Raw genomic sequence first — 21638 nt, forward strand, 5'->3', positions numbered from 1 at the left:
GTTAGATTCAATTCTATTAAACAATAGATACAACACTCATATGGATATAAGCATTCGACATAATAAGACACCAATTATAATGAACATTAACTAAATGCAGCGTCTATTATTCTTCTTTTGAATAGGGATAAAATATGTGCGTAAATACATTTATAGTCAACCTAACTAATATCAACGTTTCTAACTACATACCCCTATTGGGTACATATATCATTCATACTATCATTATCTAATTATATGAACTATATACTATCCTACATATTACCATATCATTTACAACTATATTATAATGGTGAATAGAAACAATTGCACCTAACATGTAAAGGTAAGTCTATAGCATCATCTATATTAAATACCTCTCCATGATTACTAGCACATTCACTACATGTGTTAATATCCAATACACTATTATACATAACCCTTTCTACTCCCATCTCCTTATATACCTCTATTAAAGCCATATTAAATATTCTACTTACTTCATTATCTATTAATCTATTACTAACATTTACACCATCCTTAAAGTCTTTATCAATAGCTTTATTAATAACCTCAATAGACTTTCCTGAAATAAGGTTTTTTTTAATATTTGCCTGTTTCTGGTATACTAAAATCAATGCAGACCGGCCTTTAAAAAACCAAGCATAAAATGGAAAAATCCATTGCCAGCACCCCCAAAATATACTATCCTTTTTAGTGACGAAACTGAAAAGGAGAATAAGGAGATGCTAACAATGGAACACATATATCTTATCAGACATTTAAGGAAATTTGAAGGGAAAAGTTTAAGAAAAATTGCGGAAATTACTGGGCATGATTTTTCTACAGTTAAAAGATATGTTGATAAAGATGATTTTAATCTCGGCATGCCCACAAAACAAAAGCGTGAGGGAAAATTATCTCCATACAGAGAAATTGTTTTAAAATGGCTCACTGATGATAAGAAGGCTCCACACAAACAACAGCATACAGCAAAAAGAATACATGATCGATTAGAAGAACTTTACCCAAACGAGTTTAATGCTCATGAAAGATCCGTAAGAAAATTCGTTGCAAAGCTACGAAAAGAATTGGTGATGGTCACCGATGGATTTCTACCACTAGAGCATCCACCAGGTGAAGCTCAGGTTGATTTTGGAGAAGCTCGTTTTATCGAAAATGGTATTACATATGACGGTAATTATCTTAATATATCTTATCCCCATAGCAATGGTGGCTACACACAACTCTTTAAAAGCCAAAATCAAGAATGCCTATTGGAAGGTATGAAATCAATATTTGAACATGTTGGTGGAGTACCGATAGCTATATGGTTTGACAATATGTCTACAGCAGTTAAGAAAGTTAAGGAATATGGAAAGCGTGATTTAACAAATGGATTTATAAGATTTATGATGCATTATGGCTTTCAAAGTAATTTCTGCAATCCAAATAGTGGAAACGAAAAAGGGTCCGTGGAAGCAAAGGTGGGATATCACCGCCGAAATTTCTTAGTGCCAGTTCCGGAATTTAAGAATCTAAAAGACTTCAACAAAGAACTTCTTAAAAAATGTGATAAGGACATGAATAGAATGCATTATAAGGGCCATGGGTTTATCAAAGATTTATTTGAAGAAGATAACCTAGAGTTTTTTAAACTTCCCGATGTTCCGTTTGAGGCGTATTTGCACCAATTTGCAAAGGCAGATAATTATGGTAAAGCGAAGTTTGATGGAAGAATTTATTCAACATCTCCCAATATGGCAGGACAACAAATTATGTTTAAAGTTGGAGCCTATGACATTGATGTATTAGATTATAACAGTAATTTTATAGTTACTCATAGCAGGCTATATGGAGAAGAAAAAGAATCAATGATTTGGGTTCCTTATTTAGAACTTATGTCTAAGCGGCCTACGGCCCTAAAATACACAGGGCTCTTTAATCAATTACCTACACCCCTTAAAGAATATATGAATCAGTGTGATTATGTAACTAAAAAGCAAGCACTTAAATTATTTACCAAAATGACAGCAAATACAAATATAGATTCTGCAATAGCAGCATTCGAAGAAAGCATTAAATGTGGGACAAGTGATGTAGATAGTATTTGGGCTACATATTGCCGATTAACGGCTGGCCCTTTACCAGAACTAGAAATTTGTCTTTCTGAAACAGTACCAAAGCTTGAGAAGTACACTCCTGACATAACTGTTTATGATAAATTAATGGTTGCGGGAGGACTAAATCAATGAACTCAGATGTATTAATAAAACATTACTGCAAAGAACTTAGACTAGGAACTAGTTTTTATGAAAACTATGCAGAAATTCAAGCAACAGATTTTGGGGACTTCTTAGCACAGATATTAAAACGTGAAGCTGAAAATAGAGAAGTAGTTAGAAGAAATAGAAACCTTAAATCAGCTGGATTTGATGTTATTAAAACCTTTGAGGATTATATTTTTAAAGATATTCAAGTCCCTCAAGCAATTGATATTGATGATTTAAAAACCGGAGGTTTTATTGATAAGCTAGAAAATCTAGTATTATATGGACCTGTTGGTACTGGTAAAAGCCACATGGCAACTGCAGTAGGAGTTGCCGCTTGCTCTAGAGGCAAAAAGGTAAAGTTCTTTCGAACAGCAGCACTAGTTAATCAATTGAGTGAAGCAAAAGCTAAAGGTGAATTAAAACGTTTTATGCATCAGATTGAGAAAATCGACCTACTTATTTGTGACGAATGGGGCTACGTGCCCTTTGAAAAAGAAGGATCTCAGTTACTATTTCAAGTAATCTCGGAATGTTATGAAAAACGAAGTGTAATTATCACCACTAACTTAGAATTCAGCAAATGGAATGGTATTTTTTACGACGAAAAGCTTACCAGCGCCATCATTGATAGAGTAGTTCATCACAGTCACTTATTAGTTTTTAATGGTCCAAGCTACCGCTTAACACACTCAACCATGATTACCCAATAATGGAAACAGGGTGCTGGAAAAATTAAGTTCCGCACTGCATGGTTTTATACTTGCCAAAAACACAACGCTTAAAGTTTTATTATTTGCCAACAATTCTGATGCAACTTCTAATAAACTTAAATTTTCATTTTTCTTAATAGCACCTCCATCTGTAAAATCATTTAATACCTCAAAAATACCATCTATAAAATCTATCAAATAAGACATTCCTATTTTAAAAATATATTTAGCATTAAATTTTTCCTTATCAATTGGTTTATTATCTTTTATTTTTAACATAGTATCGTTATATTCTTTAGTAAAAGGTCGTTGGCTACAAGGAATAAAATTATAAAATATTCCGATACGGTCTTCTTCTTCAAGTACATCAATTATATTAAATAAGCTATTTAAAGGTTCATTGCTAGATTTATTAACTGCTAAACTAACTACATCTTTTTTATAATTCATTTGGTATTTTAAAGCATCTTGAGAAAACTCTTTAATTTCGGTGACTTCCTCTATTGCTACTTTTTTGAAAGTTTCTTGGATTTTTTCTTTAATTATACTCACATACTGACTTGGTATTATAAAATAAAAACTAACATCATCTTTGGTTATATCTATTAGATAAGAGCATTTTATTGGAGTTTCAAATACAAAATGCTTTTCTTCTTTTTTAATCCTATCAATTACACCTTTATACATATGGCTTATACTTTTAGCAATATTTGTGGAATTGTAGTTACGAATTGAGGTGTCTGGAATCAGTTTTAAAAAAATGTATTGAGGTTTTCTTATCTGAAAGTATTGAGATATTTTCATTGTCTTCATAATAAATTTAGCCCCCAGTTAATTGCTTGTATAAGCGTATAACTTAAAACACTTCCTGTAGTGTACTTTAAACCCTTCTCATGCCCAATTACATAAAACAAAATTCCACCTATACCAATCATAAGGCATACCCAGTATGAAGCTCCTGCAATAGCATTTACTATTAATATAGGATGAGTTAAATATTTTGCAGTTGCATCTATATAATCAAAAAATCTTTCTGCTTTATCAACTAATGGTACATTACTCATATCAAATATAGGATTTTGTAATGTATTTGAAGCATCATACATATTTTTAACTTTTAATTTTGTAACTTGTTCCTTTATTAAATCTAATTTTCTTAAAGTTTCTTTTTGCTCTAATAACATTTGTGGTATGTCTAAAGGTTTTACTATTTCAGGAACTACTGATAATAATCTACTCAAAAACATAATACATACCTCCTATGCGAATATACCTTTTACTAAATCCATAAGCCAAGGGAATAGATATAAACTGGCAAAAGCTAGTAGATTTTTCATAATTATTTTTGAAATGCTTTTAGTGTCTCCTGCCATAAGGCTTTTAATAATTTCACAAATACAAACTATCAAAATTAGCCAATAACCAATCGTCCTAGATATCCCCAACATCATATTTCCTGCTTTATTAACTTTATCAAGTGGATTTACTACTGCTAAAGTAGTTTTACAATACAACAAACTACCTAATACAAAAATAGTCATTTTCTTTAATTTAGTATCTGAATTAATTTTCTTAGCAAATTCTTCTAAACATTCTGCGTGTTTTCTACTTGGTGATTTATATTCCCAATTCATTGTGGTTCGATTATTATTGATAACCAATATTTCCATAAAAGCCTCCACATAATTATTAAAAAAAAAGGTTAAGCTATTATTGAGGTGATGAAGATGTGTATAGGTTCAGTAATTGTTCTAACTTACTTAGCTTTTGATTTTGGACTAGAATTAATGTCAAGATTAATGTAATTGTTAACATTGTGTTAATAAGTTTAAATATATAGTTAAAAAGTGTAACGTTTGAAATATGTGTGCATAAACTACAAGTGTAGCGTTGAAGTGTAACAAGACGGTAGCTTGAAGTGTCATAGGATAAGTCTAGCCATTGAGGTTAGGCTTTTTTTATGCCTTTTTATTGGATTCTTGTGCCAACATTTCTTTTAGTTGCTTTTCCATGTGACCATATTTCATGAAAAAAGAAATACAATCTTTTACAAAACAGACACGTCCTGAATGTGATATGCACTCGGAATACATTTTCATTTCTATTTCATCTGATTTGAAAGTTACATTTATAGCTGTAGCCATTCATTTCCCTCCTCTTAGCCTTGCTTAGTGTGTTTTATAATTCTAATATATTCTACTTAATGCCAATTGTTCCATATAAAATGAAATAATTTCATATTAAATGAATTTTAGTTATAAAAAAAGATATGGTCTATTCTTCATGCCATATCTCAATAATTTGCTTATTTAATATTTTTGAAATTTCAAAGGCTTTCTCTAAGCTAGGTGAATTTATTCCTGATTCCCATTGTGAATATGTCGATAACTTTACTCCTAGCATTTTAGCAAAATCAGTAACATTCATCATATATATTCTCATTCTAATTTCTTTAAGATTATTCCTTAAAACCATATAACCACCTCATCATTAGTTTATATATGTAAGTATTCTCCAAGAGTTAAAAAATCCCTTTATTAATAATTTAAGTGAATAAAGTTTTTAGAATGGTCTATAATTTAAATACCAATCCTTTTATTGTGTTTTAATAACGAAAAAAATAACAATACTGCACTGGGCTCCCCCTAGGTACAGTATTGTTATTTTTTTAATCTAATATCTAAATCTTAAATAATATCCACTTGCAGGTACTTAATTCATATTTAATCTCATATAGCCTTTCAGCTCCGTTAATTACACTCTGACACTTAAACACTAACATATTATTACCTGCCAACTTTTCTTTATCTACAGTAATTACTTTATCTATTTTAATTACAGAAATACTTTCGTCTTCATTAGTAGTTTTAAATCTTACGGGATGAATATTACCCTTTTTATCAGTCCAAGAAACCACTTCTATTGGTTTTGCTACTATTTTCATGCTACACCTCCAAAACATATGTTCGTATATATTATACATCATTTTACTGAAATTGGAAGGGGTAAAGTTTCCCTTTAAAATAAATTTTGATTTTACAGAAAATAAAAAAGCCCCAAGGCATCCCTTAAAGCTTATTACTATTCTTAAAATTTATTATTGTAAATATGTTTATTCTACTTTAAATTTCTATGTTTTTAATCATGTTCTTCAATACTTGATACTTGTTTAGGATTAATCAAAATTCTATTGTTCATATCTTCTCCAGTTATTAAAACACTTCTATCTTTAAATATACCATATTCATTTGTTACAATTTTTGTAACATCCTCTAAACTTAAATTATTACAAAAATACTCATTCCCATTAGCCATAATAATTTTAACCTTTTTCATCTTAAATCCCCCTCCTTAAATTTTACTTATTTTTTATATTATAACATATTTTTACCACAATATCTTTTATATATCTATCTACATAACCTATTTAAACATAAAAAAAGATACAATTAAGTTATGTATCTTTAATCTTTATATCTTTTTTTATATTTAATTCTATATTCTATGATTTATTTACTTATTTTCAATCTAATCTTTAGATTCTTTTTATTTAGCACATCTAAAGGATTAAACTTACAAATATCTTCGTTAAGGTCAATTGGTAAGAGATTAATATATCCCTCAGTTGTTTTTATGTTAGAATGTCCTAGGATTACTTTTAATCGATAAATGTCGCCATGATTTTTTATGAAGAAAGTAGCAAATGTATTCCTGAACGTATTTACACCACGCATTTTAACATTTCTATTCTTAAAATAATTACTCATATTTTGATGCAAAGTATCATAGCACATCTTTTCTTTATTCAGCTTCGAGAATAATAAATCTTCGCCACTTAAATTCATTACAGTTACATATTCTTTTAAAACATTCTTTAATGTAGAAGAAAGTGGAACTGTAATCTGCCTCCTAGTTTTCATATGCGTAAATAAAATTAGGTCGTTCGTAAAATTAATATCTTCTACTTTAACATTTAATAAAGTTTCTGAACGGCAACCTGTTCCAAATAAGAAATTAATTGTTACAAACATTTTATAATCTCCAACCAGACACTCATCTAGGTTCGGTTTCTTTAGCAATAAATTTAATTCATCTTCTGTGTAAATTATTTTTTTATCTGAATCAATACGAGGAATTTTCACTTCAAACTTTTGTAAATAATTACCATTAAAACAAAATGTTAAAAATGCTCTAGTCTTAATTACAAAACTTTTATAGGTATTCCCTTTGTATCCATTTTTCCTATAATAAATAACTTGATTTTCTATTTTTTGTTTAGTAAGTGTTTCTATATTCTCTGAAACATCTACTATTTTAGGTAATACAAATCTGTAAAACCTTATTTTACTTTCTATGGTTTTATCCCTTTGACCTATACTAACACAATAATTTAAATACTCTTTGTGACATTCATCAATTGTTTTATCAATACTTTTTCTCATGTTTTTTAGCTTAATTTTAGCCATTTTTATTCCATACCTCCACGTGTTTTTTTAATAGTTACGTGTATGGAGTCTTTTTAATGACTTTTCTTCTTCTATATCATAAACAATATTTTACACCTTTGATATTAATGAGTTATTATATAATACCGCCGCATCAAATTTTCTTGTAATTCCACCCTCAAACTTCAAATCTAAATCTTTACTTGTAATGGAAATCACTTTTCCTTTGCCGAAACTTTTATGTAATAAAATATCCCCTTCTTGAAAAGGCAAATCTGTAGATACCCCTACAATCTTGCATTCCACAACAAATCGTGAGGTTTCTTTGACTTTTCCTTTTACATTTTTGGAAATGCATAACCAAACATTATCTATGGCTCTTGTAATTCCTACATAAAATAGTCTTCTTTCTTCTTCTATATTCTTATCCATGCTATTTACATGTGGTATATTCTCCTCATTACAATTAATGAGGTATACATTTTTAAACTCCATTCCTTTCACACCATGAATTGTACTAAGTATTACAGCATCCTCATCTGTGCGTTTCTTTCCCTTACTAATTTCTTCTTTAACCTGCTCTACATGGGCTAGAAAAGCTATTATAGAGTTATACCCATCTATTGATTGCCTAAACTCTTCAATAACATCCTCCATCTCTCCTAAATCAATTTTAAACTTAGTACAATACTCTCTAATATAATCGTGATATCCTATATCTAAAACTATATTGTCTATAGCACTTTTTAAAGAAATTTTATTTAAAATATGAATACTCTTCTTTAACTTATCTAGCATCTTCATTTGAAACACCGGTACACCGGAAATTTCCTTAACGGTTTCAAAACAGTCTTCCTTAATTTTATTTCTTCTTAAATTATCTAAATTTAATTTACTTACATATCTAAAAGGCTTATTAATTATTCTAAGAAAGCTCTCTTTATCCGATTTATCAATACTTAGTTTTAAATATGCAATTATATCCTTACAAATGAAATGTTGAAAGAAGTCATATTCCTTATCTAAAAGCATAAAAGGTATTCTTTTTTTAATAAAAACATCCACTAAACTTCTACACTCTACGTTTGTTCTGTACAATATGGCGTTATCCCTATAATTTTTATCCTGTATTTCATGGCGACCTTGAATAAGGTTACTGATTTCCTCTGCCTGAGAGTTCTCATTGACATTATTAAGTACTTCAATACCGCCATCTTGCTCTTTAAATGCTGTTATGTTTTTTTCATTTCTCATGCTATTATTTTTTATAATATTCATGGATATTTCTACTATATTCTTTGGACATCTATAGTTAGTGGAAAGAGGCAGCTTGCCTCCCCCCTCAAAGTGCTCTGAAAATTTGACCATACACTCAGGATTAGAGCCTCTGAACCCATAAATACACTGGTCCTCATCCCCTACTGCAAAAATAGAATTATCCTGATTTAATAGTCTTAATATATCAACTTGCATAGAATCACAATCTTGAAATTCATCAACTAGTATATGCTTAAATAAAGCTCTGTAACCCGTTAGTATTGCATAATTTTTTATAAACAAATCTCTACAGCCTATTTGAAGATCATCAAAATCGAACAAATTTCTTTCTTTTCTATACTGTTCGTAAATATTATAAGCTGCTGTAAATATTCCCTTATCAATACTTGAATCAAAATTTTCTATTACTTTTCCACTCGTTTTAAATACAGAAATATTATTTATTACTTCCTTTACTTTTTCATCGCTTACCTCATCTAAATAGGACATCAGTACATTTTTTATTAGCTTATACACCTCTAGCGTATCTATTATGTTTATCTGTCCATAATAATTTTTAAGAATCTTATAAAACAAGCCATGAAAGGTTCCAAAAAACGGGACCCTCTCTTTGCCATTCATAGCAATATATCTGTTTTTCATATTAATAGCCGCGGCTCTAGTAAAAGTAATAACAATAATATTTTTAGGGTCAATGTTTTGTTCATTTATTAAATGAACAATTCTATTAACTATAACTACGGTTTTTCCTGAACCTGGTCCTGCAGTAATCAATAAATTTCTATTATCTGAAAAAACTGCTGCTCTTTGCTGCTCACTTAGATTTGAATTTATTTTATTGTTAATCACTTTATTATTCATATTATGTTTGTTCTCCACCTTCATACATCTACTTTAAATTACTCATATATTATGTTTATACCCAAAATACTATTGTAATAATCACACTTAAACATTAAAATATAAATATGTTATAATTCTATTATATACTTTTATTAAATTTCAAAGGGGAAAAAATTATGAAACACTCAAAAGATTTTAATGTGCAGAATGAAAGAAATCTAACAATGCTCGTAGACTTTTATGAATTGACTATGGGAAACGGTTATCTTCATAATAATGTTCAAGATAAAATTGCCTATTTTGATATGTTTTTTAGGCGTATACCTGACGGCGGCGGATATTGTATTATGGCCGGTGTACAACAATTAATTGAATACCTTTCAACCTTAAAATTCTCAAATGATGATATATCCTATCTGAAAAGTAAAAATATTTTTTCAGAAAAATTTTTAGATTATTTAAGGGATTTTAAATTTTCTTGTGATGTATGGGCTGTGCCTGAAGGGTATCCTGTTTTTCCTGGGGAACCCTTAGTTATAGTTAAAGGCCCTGTTATGCAGGCCCAATTTGTTGAAACAATGATACTCCTCACAATAAATCATCAAACCTTAATAGCTACTAAAGCAAGTAGAATATGTCGAGCTGCAAAGGATAGACCAGTTATGGAATTTGGTTCTAGACGTGCTCAAGGCTATGATGGTGCTATATATGGGGCTCGTGCCGCTGTTATTGGTGGTTGTGTTGGTACTGCCTGCACTATTGCTGACGAAATGTTTGGCATTCCAGCCCTTGGTACTATGGCCCATAGTTGGGTGCAGCTTTTTGATAATGAATACGATGCCTTTAAAGCTTGGGCTGAAACTTACCCTGATAACTGCGTACTGCTTATAGATACTTATAATGTACTACTCTCTGGTGTTCCAAATTCTATAAAGGTATTTAATGAGGTGCTTAAACCTATGGGTAAAAGACCTAAAGCAATTCGAATTGATAGCGGTGATATTACCTATCTAACCAAAAAAGTTAGAATAATGTTAGATGAGGCTGGATATGAGGATGTAAAAATCACCATTTCCAATTCCCTTGATGAATTTATTATAAGAGGTGTTTTGGAAAGCGGGGCACAAATTGATAGCTTTGGTGTAGGGGAAAGACTTATTACTGCAAGGTCAGAACCAGTATTTGGGGGTGTTTATAAACTTGTAGCTGTTGAAAATGATGGAGAAATAATGCCAAAAATTAAAATTAGTGAGAATGAAGAAAAAATCACTAATCCTGCGTTTAAAAAATTATATAGAATCTTCGACAAAACAACACACAAGGCCATTGCAGATTTGATTACCTTACACAATGAGGAAATTGATGAAAGTAAACCCCTTGAATTATTTAATCCTGTTTATACCTGGAAAAAGAAGAAAATTAAAAATTTCTATATAAAAGAGCTTATGGTTAAAATTTTTGAAAATGGACAGTCTATTTATGAATCTCCCTCTGTTATGGAAATAAAAGCATTTTCTGCTAACGAAGTGTCTAAATTATGGAGTGAAGTTTTAAGATTTGAAAATCCTCATACGTATTATGTGGATCTGTCCTCAGATTTATGGAATCTTAAGCAAGGTTTATTAAATTATTATTCAGAGACCTTTGAGGAGTAACATAAAAAAATTGTTATCTCACCTAAAGGAATACAAGGAGGAATTATGGAACAAACTTTAAAAATCAAACTTTCCAAAACTGCTCATGACAAGCTTATAGAAATGCTTAAACTCAGCGAAGAATATACCAGCGTAAGATTTATATACGCAAGCGGTTGTTGTAAATCTGCAAAAGTTGATATTTACTTAGACAATTTTAAAACCGGAGACATTAAAAATAATATTGATGATTTACCAATATTATATGATGAAACTCTTTTGGATAGCATTATAGAACTCACAATAGCGTATACTGATTCTAGATTTTGGATTAAAACAGTTTCCACAAAAGAGAGTGACACAAATTGTTCTAAGTCCCATAGTGACTCCTGTGGTGGTTGCTCTGGAAATTGTGGTTCACATTAGTTCTTATTTAACATAATAAAGAAGGAAGCCAATAATCATATGGTTTCCTTCTTTTTTAAAGAACGTTTAAAAAAGTATATATTACGTAAACTGCATTCGAACAAGCACTTTTAATTCTTAGATGATTTTATGAAAGATACGTTAAGAAAAGTAAATGTTTGAGCGAATAGCGAGTTTTTACTTTTTAGTATCTTTCATAAAATCAGCTTAGAATTACTTAGCGTAGAGAGTGCAGTTGTAGTAATATATACTTTTTATTATACATTTATTATTGGACCATCAATTTTTTGGAACAAATCCACAGTTTTCTTATAACTATCTTTGCAGGTAAGCTCAGGAAACCAAATGGCAATTTCACGTTCTGCACTCTCAGGGCTATCTGAGGCGTGAACTAAATTATGAGTTTTATCTAGTGTAAATTCACCTCTAATGCTTGCCAGTTCTGCTTTTACAGGATCCTTATCTCCATTGATTTTTCTTACTACATCAACGGCTTTTTCACCCATTAAAATCATTGCACACATTTTGCCTTCAGTAACATAATTTATCAATCCTTGAAAATATTCTCTTCCCTCATGTTCTCTATAATGCTCTTTAGCATCGTCCTTGGAGGCAGAAATCAATTTTAGCGCCACAATCTCTAGTGATTTCTCTTCATAATGATTAAGAATTTTACCAATAAGTCCTCGTTTTACTCCATCAGGTTTAATTAAAACCAAGGTTCTTTCCATTTAAACTCACTTCCCTGTTTTGTATTAGCTATAAACTAAATTATATCCTATTTTTAGAAATAATACACATACACCTATAAACAATCCTATGAATATTTTTCTTTATACAACATTCTTAATGGGGAGTTCTTATCCTCATTAAATAAATCATAGTCTGAAATATTCTTAATAGTAAAGGGTTTGAAATTTTTCAAATCAAGAAATGGGCATTTCCCTCCATTATCCGCCCATTTATAGAAAGCACACTCCTTAAAACAGTCTACATCTTCTTCCATAGTTGTTAGAAAAGGACACTGTAACATTTTAACACCCCACTCCCATAATTTGTTACTCTAGCAACATTGTTACCGTGGTAACATTATAAGACATTTCAACAATAAATTGAAGTGTTTTTTAAAAAAATTCATAATAATAATACAATTGATAAATATAGACCTAATTATTTATAGCATCCTCTAAATACTTCCACTCAACAACATCACCAGACTTTAATTTATAAGCTCCACAACTTACTCCTGGTTTAGAACCATTTACGTAATAACACCAGCCACTTAAAGGCCCCTTACCTCTGGCTTTAAGATTATTTATCATTGTCAAATAAACTGTTTCACCTCTCCCTGATACACTATAACTTATACCTCTATTGTCTAGTTCACTTAATGTGATCTCACCTACAGTTTTATTCTCAGTACTTACATTTATAGATAAAATTATCTTACCAGAGATATAATCTTTAATTACCAAATTAGGTTGCTTTTTAGGTTCAGGACTCTTTGCTCCTGCCTCTTTAGGTATCACCTTTGGAACAACTACATTTTCAGTACTTCTCGGTTTTGTTTGTGTTGTCTTTTCCTCTGTTTTATTAACTGTTGCATTTTTTACCACTGCTTCTGATTTGTTTTGGACACTTGTCTTTGCAGGTGCCTCCACAATTATTGGTTTTACATCCGGTTTATCATTTTCTTTAACATTAACTGCTGTTGAGGCTTGATTGTTAGCTTTTTGCACTACTGAACCACTTTTATTATAAAGGTACTTATTTTGCACAATTTTAGAAATACTTAATAAGCCTAAACTTACGAAGATAACTACAGCTATAAGTATTATTTTCTTTTTCATTGATATTCCTCTTTTCTATTGTGACGTCAAAGGGATTTTATTGTAAATATTATTTTTCACTTCTAACCACTCTTGTGTACAAAGCTCCTAGGGTCATAAACAACATCCCTAAAATTATTAGCAAGTTAGTATCAACAAATGTTCCAGTTGCAGGTAATTTATCAATTCCTACCTCATTTACACTTTTAACTGCATTTTTATTTTTAACTTCATTATTGCCTTTAACCGCATCACTACTTTTAGTATTTGATAGAGCAAAAATCGGCAAATTCTTCGAGTTAATATTACTAGAATAAAAATCATATTTCCCAGAAGTTTTATATTCACTAAGAGCTATTAGTGCACGGAGACTCTCTTCTGTAGATGTATAGTTTGATGAACCATCTTCTAATAAATGCTTAAATCCTCCGTCCGCAGCTTTAAAAGATAATAAGGCTGATACTAAATCACCTTTGGCTTTAGTGAATGTTTCTCCCTCTGGATTTATTCCTACAGAAGTAAGTCCTAATATAACAAAAGCTGTAGTTTCACTAGCTAAACCATATTGGCTGACGCTGTATCCACTTTGGTTTTGTAATGTAGACATTGTTTTAACTGCAGCATCAATAGAATCTTTGACTTCAGCTTTTGTATTGTAAAATTCTGATAGGGCATTTATAGCAGCCCCTGTCATATCTGGGTCTACTTTTTCGCCGTAATATGTCCATCCTACTATTTTATTTCCGCCTGCTTCATAGCTCAACTTAGATTTCAATATAATACTGGCCATTTTTTCCTTAGTCACTTTATAATTCTCTTTTATGTTTGCATAATTATAAGCAAAGATTCCAAACACAGCATCATTAATTAAAAATGTGTCCGCATCTCTATTAAACAATTCAGATACCAAATCGTATCCTTGAACATTATAAGGTGTAAACCCTGCAGCAGTGATACCCATAATTAATTTTTCTAGATCTGTATTACTTATATCTTTTACTCCAGTAGCCTTAATATCTTCAATACTTTGTTTTAAGAAACTAGTGTCTACCTTTTTTCCTAGCTTATTTAAACTCATAGCAGACCAAGTATTAAGTCCCTTTGCTGTAACATTTGACGCAGAGCTCGCAATTGCTTCAGAAATAGCTTTTGAATTTTTAGTATTATCTACATTTCCAGTTCCACTGTTCCCATTACCATTGCTACCTGAAGTTGCATCCTCTCCTATAATAAATTTTATTTCATCATAAACTACTTTTGGACATCCATCTGTTTTAAAATCATTTAGTTTAAGAATATGGGTTCCACTTTTCAGTCCTTCTTTAACGGTGATTTTATTATTAACGACTTGCACCTGATCACCATCAATCTCTGCCTTTATACCATTAATAGGCTGAATTACTGGTTTTCCAGTTGTATAATCAGTATACATATTATTTAAACTTATAGTAAGTTCCGCATTTGCATCTTTTGTGGAATATTCTATTTTATTTGAAGAAAGCGTTCCCATATCACCATAATAGAAAATAAGTTTATCCCCATTTTCTAATTTGGCAGCATCAATGCCTGTATTTATATCTTCATAATTATTATTTCTATTAATTGCATAAGACCATCCATCATATCCACCAAATTTACCACCCTTTACTCCATTAACTTCTGAAATAAATTTTCCGTACTTTCCATCTGTGGCAACCATAGGTATATTATTCAAATCTAAAACCTCTTTTAAAGCTTCAAACCCATTTGTTTTACTTGATTTTCCTGTTGTAATTACTTTATCAAAACTTTGAACCTGCACTGAAACCTCAAAATTACTTTCTACTCCAAAAGCCATGGTGCCAGCTCCTGTGAAAATTTGACCTATAACAAATAATAATACCAACGCCATGGTGTAAACCTTATTTTTCATTGTTTTTCTCATTATTTTTTCCCCCTCGAATTTTTTATCTATAGCTTTACTTTTTAATGTTTTTAATATAAGTAATGTCTAATTTACTTTTAAATCTTGTTAATACCTTGTAAAAGCTTTCATAGAAAATCATGGTAAAAATGAAATTTCCCACCGCATGCATTACATCAGCTGTAATGCTGGTTAAATATATGGTAAAAATGCCTTTTATACTAATTGGATCTAAAATTACAAGCACAGACCATAGATTCATTATCCAATCAAACAAAAAACCATATAGAAAACATATAATTGCAAATTTTTCTACAGAAAGTTTTTTGCTACTTTTACCTATTAACCCTGATATGGCACCAACGATACCCCAGGCTAGCATTTGCCAAGGGGTGTAAGGTCCTTGGCCAAGGAAAATATTTGAAATAAACGCTGCTGTACTTCCAACTAAAAACCCCTCATAAACCCCAAAAACTAATCCAGATAAGGCTACTAGAAAGGTTGTTGGCTGCACATTCATTATAGCTGCAAAGGGAATTCTACTAACTGCTGCAAATACGCTTAAGGTAGCTATAACTGCTATTTCTTTAGTACCCATAGAACTTTTTTCAAAATAAAAATAGCTTAAAAAAATTATTAAAAACACAGCCGCAGTTACACTTAAAGACATATTAATATAATGATCGAATTTAATACCTAGTGCTATTAATACCACTGGAATTAAAAATGTAAAATACATTGTAATTTTCTTCATTATTTCACCTTCAAATTTTTATTATTTAAAGGTGTCATTAATTTATTTAAGGGTGCTAAACTTTTACTTGCTATAAAGTCTTTTAAAGTAAAAATACTTGTATTCCTATTTCTAAAAATCTTATTAATGGTGGTGGTATAATAAATTCCACTGCCAAGAACCTCTTCCCTATTTCCATCTCCTACTATTTCACCATTAAACATCAATAAAAATCTACTGCAAAATTCTGATGCAAAATCCACATCATGAGTTATAAGTATTATAGAAGTACCATTCTTATTCAATTGTAGTAAGATTTCACCAAGCATTTTTTTTACTTTTCCATCTAACCCCCTAGTGGGCTCATCTAAAAGTAGAATCTTTGGCTTTAGTACCAAAATTGATGCTATGGCAACTCTCTGAATCTCGCCACCACTAAGATCCCTTGGGTTCTTATCCATTAATTTATAAATATCTAAAGCCTTTAGTGTTTCCTCTATAACCCCATTATCTTTGATGTTGTAATTATCTAAAGTAAACTTTAATTCTTCGTAAACTGTTTCTTTTGATATATAATCATTAGGATTTTGGGAAACATACCCTATAATCTTAGCTATATCCTTAATTTTAAGTTTTTTAATCTCTTTATACTCTCCGCTAAAACTCATAATGTTGTTTTTAGATAATTTTTTGCTATCCTCCCCCCATGCAAAAGATTTTTTTAACACTTTAATGCTACCACTATAGTTAATTAGTCCCATAAGTGATTTTAAAAAAGTGCTTTTTCCCCCACCATTAGCACCCAAAATACTAATAAATTCACCTTGTTTTATACTAAGGTTTAAATCTTTAATAGCTAAAATATCCTCATATTTACAGCATAAATTTTCAATTTTTATAATTTCTTCCTTACTAGATAAGACTTTTTCTAACAATGGAGTTTTATATTCATCTGTAGATGCTTCAATAGTCCTTCTTATGTCTTTTAAACCACAAGGCATATTAACAATGTCTAAGGCTTTGGATATCTTTAAATAACTGGGCAAAAAGTCCTGTAGTGCATCATTCTCTTGGTTATAAAACTCTTGTTTATTTCCTAAAAAAGCTATTTTACCTTTAGATAATACAAGAATCTCATCTGCAATATCAAACCATTTATGAATTCTCTGCTCAATGATAATAATAGTAATACCTAGCTCGTCGTTTATTTTTTTTATAAGTGCAATAACGTCCTCCGCAGCAGCTGGATCCAATTGTGAGGTAGGCTCGTCTAAAATGATACAATTTGGTAAATATACCATTGCAGAGGTTATTGCCACTCTTTGCTTTTGTCCACCAGATAAAGTGTTAATTTCTCTATTGGCTATATCTAATATATTAGAAAACTCCATGGCTTCCCAAATTCTTCTCTTGATTTCTGAACTCTCTACGCCCACGTTTTCTAGTCCAAAAGCAATCTCCCTATCTACCTTGTTCATTATTAACTGACTTTCCGGATCTTGAAAAACCATAGTTACTTCACGGGACCTTTTATTATGCTCCATTTCTATTATGCCTTGGCCGTTTATGTCTACACTACCTTGTATAGTGCCTCCATAAAAATTTGGTACAGCTCCTGAAATACATTTAGCTAAAGTAGATTTACCTGAGCCTGATTCTCCTACAACAAATAAAATCTTCCCTTTATCTAATTGTAAATTTATATCTCGTAATACAGGTTTCTGATCCTTTGGATAGTAGTAGGTTAATTGTTTAATTTCTATGTATGACATTTGATTTTCTCCCTATAGCATTATTTTTTAGTACCTCAATTAGCATAGTTGCTATTATAATTAGTAAAATTATAACACCTAAAATCCAGTAATTAATAAGTTGTGAAAAACTAACCTTCATATATATATCAAAGTTATCTATACCCCTTATATTTAATATTAAATAGAAAAGCAATGTGACTATGCTTGCTCCAATTAATAAATAATCTTTTATTTGGAGTTTAGGCTTATCATATACACTTCTTTCTCCACTTAAAAATCCTCTCACATAAGCTGCTTCCCCTATATCAAAAGCTCCTTCTAGAGAATCTTCTAATAAAACTGATAGCACTGGTATATTACTTTTGATTCTTTGTTTAAGCTTTTTGCTTTCAAAATCTACACCCCGTATGCTATATACTTCTTTTAAGTTTACAATTCTATTTTTCATATTAGGGAATATTTTTAGACTAATCATTATTGTTAATGTAGATTTTGGTATCTTAGAAGAAAAATATGAGGCAGCCACGTCAGAATCTATAATTATTCCAGCTACTGCAAACAAATAAATTACCACTAAAAGTTTAAAGGACAATATAACCCCATAAAGCAATGCCTCCAGTGTGAATTTTTCTCCAAAAAGATAAAAGAGAGTAGTATTTCCCTGTGCCACAAAAATCATATTAACTACTATAGCTAAAATGGAAAATGGAACAAAATATCTAAATCCATTTTTAAGCTTTTCTATATTTCCGCTATAAACCAAAGTAAAGGCACAAAACATAAAAATTAATAGTAGCAAAATCGGATTTTTACACAAAAAGGTTATTATAAGCAAATTTATACCTATTAAAGCCGCTGTTATAACATGAATTTTACTGTTTTTATTTTGCATAGTCCCTCCATTAAATCTACTTATACATGTGTTGCTCTTCCTTCTAAAATGACGTTAAAAAAACCGAACTTAAAAAGTTCGGTAAAGGTCTATAAAATATAACCCTTTACCTTCCCTCCGAAGGTATCGTATTCATTATAATTACAAAAGATATCCTGGCTTTCATTTCATCCTAAGGGTACCCTTCCCTAACGTTTTTAATAGCGTCAAGTGGTATTGTACCCGTCGTCCATGATTACAGTAGCGGGGGCTGCTGTGGCATTAAACCACATTCCCTCTTATAATTAATTTTTATTAAATTGTTCTTATAATATATATTATATTTCTTTTATTTGTAATAGTCTACATTTTTGTTAAAAACCGAAATCCTCACCAATTACAACTACTGTAATATCAGTTCTCATAGGCTTTCTTTTAATTACAGAATAAATCCTACAGGCTCTAGTATCCGCTCTGCAGTCGCTACAAACTCCAGTTTTAGTACAAGGATTTGGCATATCTAGTCTCTTACAATTCATTGGTGCCGCAATTTGTTCTAGTCTTTCAAAAGCAGAAGCTTCATTTTTACAAATTTTATTAACACCCACTACAACAATGACTTTTTTGGGTCCAAAGCTCATTGCCGCCACTCTATTCCCTACTCCATCAATGTTTACAAGTTCGCCCTCTAAAGTTACAGCATTAGAACTGCATAAAAAAACATCAGAAAGGAGCTCCCCCCTCATGGTTTCCATTTTTTCCTCTAATGATAAAGTCGGGTCACCATGATCTAATACATGTCCTCCCACTGACTTTACCTTTTCCTGTATACCAAGTTTTTTTACAGTCATGGATCCACCAAAACCTACTCGGTCACCCTTATGTACGCTATTCATTATAAATTCTGAAGCTTCCTCACCACTTTTGCAATAAAGAGCTGAAAAACCATTCTTTTTAAGAACATCTACTGTTTTTAAACCTATGGTCTCATTGTGCCAATTATGAATCTCTTTCATTTTTTTCCCCTCTTTTCAAAAATACTTTACATTAATTATATGTTTATTATACCTCTTAAGAATAAAAATTACTAAAGCTTATTCAAATTGATTTTACACATATATTGGATGGGATTTATATTATTGAAATATTGCATATAAAATATATCAATGATATAATTATAAATAGTAAAGGTTTTTTAATCAAGTACTCACTTATAAGTCACTTAGTATCCTAAGTGACTTAATAGTAACTTAGGATACTAATTTAATTAGTATTATAATAACAGTTATCCTATCCAGAGGGAAACTAGGAGGTAATCATGGGAGATAAACCAATGAAAATAAATAATAAAGAATACAGTTGTGCCATAGAGTTAACACTGGATATTATAGGTGGAAAATGGAAGCCAATTATTCTTTGGAAATTAGCAAAAAATGATGTATTAAGATTTAGCGAATTGAAGCGGTCTATGGGTGGCATAACACAAAAAATGCTAACACAACAGCTTAGAGAATTGGAAGCATATGAAATGGTTCATAGAAAAGTATATGCGGAAGTTCCTCCTAAAGTAGAATACTCTTTAACAAAACAAGGCAAAAGTGTAATGCCTATACTAGATGTTATGTGTAAGTGGGGAACAGATTATTTTGAAAGTGTTGTTTCTGACAAAGAAGAATAATTTTTTATAAAAAAGAGTGGATTTTCACTCTTTTTTTGATTTTTTAAAATTATACATGCTAGCAGTATAAAAGGCTTACTTATTAAGTATTTGAAATAAACATATGTTTTAACTTTTGGGGCATATTAATTATATAAAATGTGATTTTATAATCATTTTAGCAATTATATTTCTAAAAGGAGTGATTTTTTTGAATATAACAAGTATCTCTTTAGCCTATATATTCTTTGGAATTTCTATAATAGCCTTTGTATTTTTCTTATATTACAAATTTCTAGTAATTAGCACTGGTGCTAATAGTAAAAGACGAGATAAAATTATTGGCTCTATGAAAGACCCTGACAATTGGAGACATAGGAATAATATCATGGCTTTTATTTCTCTCTTTTGGGCTTTGGTCTCACAAGCTGCTTTTATTTATTTGAAATTTTTCAATAAGTCAGGATTAATTTCAATTATATATGTTTTTGTGTATATAGCAGTTGTTGTATTAAGTGTTTCAGTATTTATTAAGAAGAACAAGCTTGTGGGTAGTAAATAATTTATTCTATTAAAAAGAGTTGTAACAAAGCAGAAATTAATTTCTATTTTGTTACAACTCTTTTTTTATAAATTATCCACAGTATTAATTTAAATACTGCTACTATTTTGCAAAACCTCAATAAAGCTTTTAATAATCTGCGCTGTGAAACCCCATATTATATAGTCATTATATTCATAAAAATATTCATCCATATACCCTTTTCTAAAATTATAGTCTTTCCCACCATTTATTAAATGAAAGGGAAAACCGTCTTGATTTACAGGTCCTATTTCCATTTTATAAAGCAGTGGCTCATTCTCCAAAAAGAATTTTAATGGAACTTTAAATATGTGATTTACTTCATCAACGCTTGGGTTTATTTGTCCATATTTAAGTTTTCCAACAAATGCATACATTATATTTCCATAGGGGCTTATATAATAATCCATGTCTCCTATAACCTCAATTTGATCTCTTTCTAAATTTAATTCTTCCATGGTTTCTCTTATAGAAGTTTCCCTTGGGTTCTCATCTTCTTCCACTTTTCCACCAGGCAGGCAGACATCTCCTGGCTGACTCCTTAATTTAAGAGCACGCACCTCAAATATCAGGTCTAATTCTCCAGCCTCATCCTCCATAAGTAATATCATAACTGCACTTTCTTTAAATTGGCCTATTGGCTTAGAATTTCTATTTTTAAATATTTGTTCTATCTTATTTCTCATTTTAATCACCACCAAATTATATTCAAATTAATAA

25 protein-coding genes and 1 riboswitch are annotated in these 21638 nt (G+C 30.5%); of the genes, 6 read left to right on the top strand and 19 right to left on the bottom strand.

Going from position 1 to position 21638, the window contains the following annotated elements:
• Window positions 1-284: 284 nt before the first annotated feature.
• The gene (locus G9F72_RS18860; protein ID WP_164959654.1) at window positions 285-617 is read right to left on the bottom strand and encodes a minor capsid protein; all 333 of its coding nucleotides are present in this window, start codon (window positions 615-617) and stop codon (window positions 285-287) included.
• Window positions 618-725: 108 nt separating this feature from the next.
• On the opposite strand from G9F72_RS18860, the gene istA reads away from it, so the two are divergent.
• Together istA and istB are read left to right on the top strand one after the other, a co-directional pair.
• On the top strand, window positions 726-2234 hold the full coding sequence (gene istA, locus G9F72_RS18865; protein WP_164959653.1) for an IS21 family transposase: 1509 nt from the start codon (window positions 726-728) through the stop codon (window positions 2232-2234).
• Complete coding sequence (gene istB, locus G9F72_RS18870) at window positions 2231-2962, top strand: IS21-like element helper ATPase IstB (protein ID WP_164959652.1); 732 nt, start codon at window positions 2231-2233, stop codon at window positions 2960-2962. Before istA ends, istB begins: the two co-directional genes overlap by 4 nt.
• On the opposite strand, the gene G9F72_RS18875 is transcribed toward istB, so the two are convergent.
• The 9 genes from G9F72_RS18875 to G9F72_RS18915 form a co-directional block, all read right to left on the bottom strand.
• A complete protein-coding gene (locus G9F72_RS18875; RefSeq protein WP_224676173.1) occupies window positions 2942-3766 on the bottom strand; it encodes a hypothetical protein in 825 nt (274 codons plus the stop codon). The two genes, istB and G9F72_RS18875, sit on opposite strands and share 21 nt — an antisense overlap.
• Window positions 3767-3771: 5 nt before the next feature.
• A complete protein-coding gene (locus G9F72_RS18880) occupies window positions 3772-4209 on the bottom strand; it encodes a hypothetical protein (RefSeq protein ID WP_164959650.1) in 438 nt (145 codons plus the stop codon).
• Between the two features lie 12 nt (window positions 4210-4221).
• Complete coding sequence (locus G9F72_RS18885) at window positions 4222-4632, bottom strand: hypothetical protein (protein WP_164959649.1); 411 nt, start codon at window positions 4630-4632, stop codon at window positions 4222-4224.
• 288 nt (window positions 4633-4920) lie between these two features.
• Window positions 4921-5106 carry a hypothetical protein gene (locus G9F72_RS18890; RefSeq protein ID WP_164959648.1) on the bottom strand — a complete coding sequence of 62 codons (186 nt, stop codon included), beginning with the start codon at window positions 5104-5106 and terminating at the stop codon, window positions 4921-4923.
• Between the two features lie 130 nt (window positions 5107-5236).
• Complete coding sequence (locus G9F72_RS18895; protein WP_164959647.1) at window positions 5237-5437, bottom strand: helix-turn-helix transcriptional regulator; 201 nt, start codon at window positions 5435-5437, stop codon at window positions 5237-5239.
• 205 nt (window positions 5438-5642) lie between these two features.
• Window positions 5643-5906, bottom strand: coding sequence for a hypothetical protein (locus G9F72_RS18900; RefSeq protein WP_164959646.1), 264 nt, complete (start codon window positions 5904-5906; stop codon window positions 5643-5645).
• Window positions 5907-6100: 194 nt separating this feature from the next.
• Window positions 6101-6298, bottom strand: a complete 198-nt coding sequence (locus tag G9F72_RS18905) for a hypothetical protein (protein WP_164959645.1) — start codon at window positions 6296-6298, stop codon at window positions 6101-6103.
• A 173-nt stretch (window positions 6299-6471) separates the two neighbouring features.
• Window positions 6472-7428 carry a tyrosine-type recombinase/integrase gene (locus G9F72_RS18910; protein WP_164959644.1) on the bottom strand — a complete coding sequence of 319 codons (957 nt, stop codon included), beginning with the start codon at window positions 7426-7428 and terminating at the stop codon, window positions 6472-6474.
• A gap of 90 nt (window positions 7429-7518) precedes the next feature.
• A complete protein-coding gene (locus tag G9F72_RS18915; RefSeq protein ID WP_224676174.1) occupies window positions 7519-9546 on the bottom strand; it encodes an ATP-dependent helicase in 2028 nt (675 codons plus the stop codon).
• Between the two features lie 158 nt (window positions 9547-9704).
• Between G9F72_RS18915 and G9F72_RS18920 the strand changes: the two genes are divergently transcribed.
• On the top strand, window positions 9705-11183 hold the full coding sequence (locus tag G9F72_RS18920) for a nicotinate phosphoribosyltransferase (protein WP_164959643.1): 1479 nt from the start codon (window positions 9705-9707) through the stop codon (window positions 11181-11183).
• 45 nt (window positions 11184-11228) lie between these two features.
• Complete coding sequence (locus G9F72_RS18925) at window positions 11229-11588, top strand: hypothetical protein (protein ID WP_164959642.1); 360 nt, start codon at window positions 11229-11231, stop codon at window positions 11586-11588.
• 257 nt (window positions 11589-11845) lie between these two features.
• On the opposite strand, the gene ndk is transcribed toward G9F72_RS18925, so the two are convergent.
• The 8 genes from ndk to G9F72_RS18965 all read right to left on the bottom strand — a co-directional run bounded on the left by ndk (window position 11846) and on the right by G9F72_RS18965 (window position 19694).
• On the bottom strand, window positions 11846-12319 hold the full coding sequence (ndk, locus tag G9F72_RS18930) for a nucleoside-diphosphate kinase (RefSeq protein WP_164959641.1): 474 nt from the start codon (window positions 12317-12319) through the stop codon (window positions 11846-11848).
• 86 nt (window positions 12320-12405) lie between these two features.
• Window positions 12406-12621, bottom strand: a complete 216-nt coding sequence (locus G9F72_RS18935) for a hypothetical protein (RefSeq protein ID WP_164959640.1) — start codon at window positions 12619-12621, stop codon at window positions 12406-12408.
• Between the two features lie 133 nt (window positions 12622-12754).
• Window positions 12755-13438, bottom strand: coding sequence for a DUF4430 domain-containing protein (locus G9F72_RS18940; protein WP_164959639.1), 684 nt, complete (start codon window positions 13436-13438; stop codon window positions 12755-12757).
• A gap of 49 nt (window positions 13439-13487) precedes the next feature.
• Complete coding sequence (locus tag G9F72_RS18945) at window positions 13488-15341, bottom strand: DUF4430 domain-containing protein (RefSeq protein WP_164959638.1); 1854 nt, start codon at window positions 15339-15341, stop codon at window positions 13488-13490.
• A 34-nt stretch (window positions 15342-15375) separates the two neighbouring features.
• Window positions 15376-16074 (bottom strand): ECF transporter S component, encoded by a 699-nt coding sequence (locus G9F72_RS18950; protein WP_164959637.1) that lies wholly within the window; start codon window positions 16072-16074, stop codon window positions 15376-15378.
• A complete protein-coding gene (locus G9F72_RS18955) occupies window positions 16074-17825 on the bottom strand; it encodes an ABC transporter ATP-binding protein (RefSeq protein WP_164959636.1) in 1752 nt (583 codons plus the stop codon). Before G9F72_RS18955 ends, G9F72_RS18950 begins: the two co-directional genes overlap by 1 nt.
• On the bottom strand, window positions 17806-18699 hold the full coding sequence (locus G9F72_RS18960; protein WP_164959635.1) for an energy-coupling factor transporter transmembrane component T family protein: 894 nt from the start codon (window positions 18697-18699) through the stop codon (window positions 17806-17808). Before G9F72_RS18960 ends, G9F72_RS18955 begins: the two co-directional genes overlap by 20 nt.
• Window positions 18700-18826: 127 nt before the next feature.
• A riboswitch (cobalamin riboswitch) is annotated at window positions 18827-19010 on the bottom strand.
• Window positions 19011-19052: 42 nt separating this feature from the next.
• Entirely contained in the window at window positions 19053-19694 is a 642-nt protein-coding gene (locus G9F72_RS18965; RefSeq protein WP_164959634.1) for a lactate utilization protein, read from the bottom strand.
• A 302-nt stretch (window positions 19695-19996) separates the two neighbouring features.
• Here G9F72_RS18965 and G9F72_RS18970 point away from each other — a divergent pair, with 302 nt between their 5' ends.
• Both G9F72_RS18970 and G9F72_RS18975 read left to right on the top strand, forming a co-directional pair.
• Window positions 19997-20356 (top strand): winged helix-turn-helix transcriptional regulator, encoded by a 360-nt coding sequence (locus G9F72_RS18970; protein ID WP_164959633.1) that lies wholly within the window; start codon window positions 19997-19999, stop codon window positions 20354-20356.
• Window positions 20357-20546: 190 nt separating this feature from the next.
• Window positions 20547-20897 (top strand): hypothetical protein, encoded by a 351-nt coding sequence (locus G9F72_RS18975; protein WP_164959632.1) that lies wholly within the window; start codon window positions 20547-20549, stop codon window positions 20895-20897.
• 89 nt (window positions 20898-20986) lie between these two features.
• On the opposite strand, the gene G9F72_RS18980 is transcribed toward G9F72_RS18975, so the two are convergent.
• Window positions 20987-21604 carry an NUDIX hydrolase gene (locus G9F72_RS18980; protein WP_164959631.1) on the bottom strand — a complete coding sequence of 206 codons (618 nt, stop codon included), beginning with the start codon at window positions 21602-21604 and terminating at the stop codon, window positions 20987-20989.
• Between the last annotated feature and the right edge of the window lie 34 nt (window positions 21605-21638).

Origin of the sequence: Clostridium estertheticum (assembly GCF_011065935.2) — a bacterium.
GTDB lineage: Bacteria > Bacillota > Clostridia > Clostridiales > Clostridiaceae > Clostridium_AD > Clostridium_AD estertheticum_A.

Bases quoted from the DNA above. Each gene is read 5' to 3' on its own strand.
- G9F72_RS18875 (WP_224676173.1), bottom strand. From the start codon at position 3,766: ATGAAAATATCTCAATACTTTCAGATAAGAAAACCTCAATACATTTTT.
- G9F72_RS18915 (WP_224676174.1), bottom strand. From the start codon at position 9,546: ATGAATAATAAAGTGATTAACAATAAAATAAATTCAAATCTAAGTGAG.
- istB (WP_164959652.1), top strand. From the start codon at position 2,231: ATGAACTCAGATGTATTAATAAAACATTACTGCAAAGAACTTAGACTA.
- G9F72_RS18880 (WP_164959650.1), bottom strand. From the start codon at position 4,209: ATGTTTTTGAGTAGATTATTATCAGTAGTTCCTGAAATAGTAAAACCT.
- G9F72_RS18885 (WP_164959649.1), bottom strand. From the start codon at position 4,632: ATGGAAATATTGGTTATCAATAATAATCGAACCACAATGAATTGGGAA.
- G9F72_RS18945 (WP_164959638.1), bottom strand. From the start codon at position 15,341: ATGAGAAAAACAATGAAAAATAAGGTTTACACCATGGCGTTGGTATTA.
- G9F72_RS18960 (WP_164959635.1), bottom strand. From the start codon at position 18,699: ATGCAAAATAAAAACAGTAAAATTCATGTTATAACAGCGGCTTTAATA.
- G9F72_RS18905 (WP_164959645.1), bottom strand. From the start codon at position 6,298: ATGAAAAAGGTTAAAATTATTATGGCTAATGGGAATGAGTATTTTTGT.
- G9F72_RS18965 (WP_164959634.1), bottom strand. From the start codon at position 19,694: ATGAAAGAGATTCATAATTGGCACAATGAGACCATAGGTTTAAAAACA.
- G9F72_RS18940 (WP_164959639.1), bottom strand. From the start codon at position 13,438: ATGAAAAAGAAAATAATACTTATAGCTGTAGTTATCTTCGTAAGTTTA.
- G9F72_RS18920 (WP_164959643.1), top strand. From the start codon at position 9,705: ATGAAACACTCAAAAGATTTTAATGTGCAGAATGAAAGAAATCTAACA.
- G9F72_RS18895 (WP_164959647.1), bottom strand. From the start codon at position 5,437: ATGGTTTTAAGGAATAATCTTAAAGAAATTAGAATGAGAATATATATG.
- istA (WP_164959653.1), top strand. From the start codon at position 726: ATGCTAACAATGGAACACATATATCTTATCAGACATTTAAGGAAATTT.
- G9F72_RS18925 (WP_164959642.1), top strand. From the start codon at position 11,229: ATGGAACAAACTTTAAAAATCAAACTTTCCAAAACTGCTCATGACAAG.
- G9F72_RS18950 (WP_164959637.1), bottom strand. From the start codon at position 16,074: ATGAAGAAAATTACAATGTATTTTACATTTTTAATTCCAGTGGTATTA.
- ndk (WP_164959641.1), bottom strand. From the start codon at position 12,319: ATGGAAAGAACCTTGGTTTTAATTAAACCTGATGGAGTAAAACGAGGA.
- G9F72_RS18910 (WP_164959644.1), bottom strand. From the start codon at position 7,428: ATGGCTAAAATTAAGCTAAAAAACATGAGAAAAAGTATTGATAAAACA.
- G9F72_RS18980 (WP_164959631.1), bottom strand. From the start codon at position 21,604: ATGAGAAATAAGATAGAACAAATATTTAAAAATAGAAATTCTAAGCCA.
- G9F72_RS18890 (WP_164959648.1), bottom strand. From the start codon at position 5,106: ATGGCTACAGCTATAAATGTAACTTTCAAATCAGATGAAATAGAAATG.
- G9F72_RS18970 (WP_164959633.1), top strand. From the start codon at position 19,997: ATGGGAGATAAACCAATGAAAATAAATAATAAAGAATACAGTTGTGCC.
- G9F72_RS18935 (WP_164959640.1), bottom strand. From the start codon at position 12,621: ATGTTACAGTGTCCTTTTCTAACAACTATGGAAGAAGATGTAGACTGT.
- G9F72_RS18955 (WP_164959636.1), bottom strand. From the start codon at position 17,825: ATGTCATACATAGAAATTAAACAATTAACCTACTACTATCCAAAGGAT.
- G9F72_RS18900 (WP_164959646.1), bottom strand. From the start codon at position 5,906: ATGAAAATAGTAGCAAAACCAATAGAAGTGGTTTCTTGGACTGATAAA.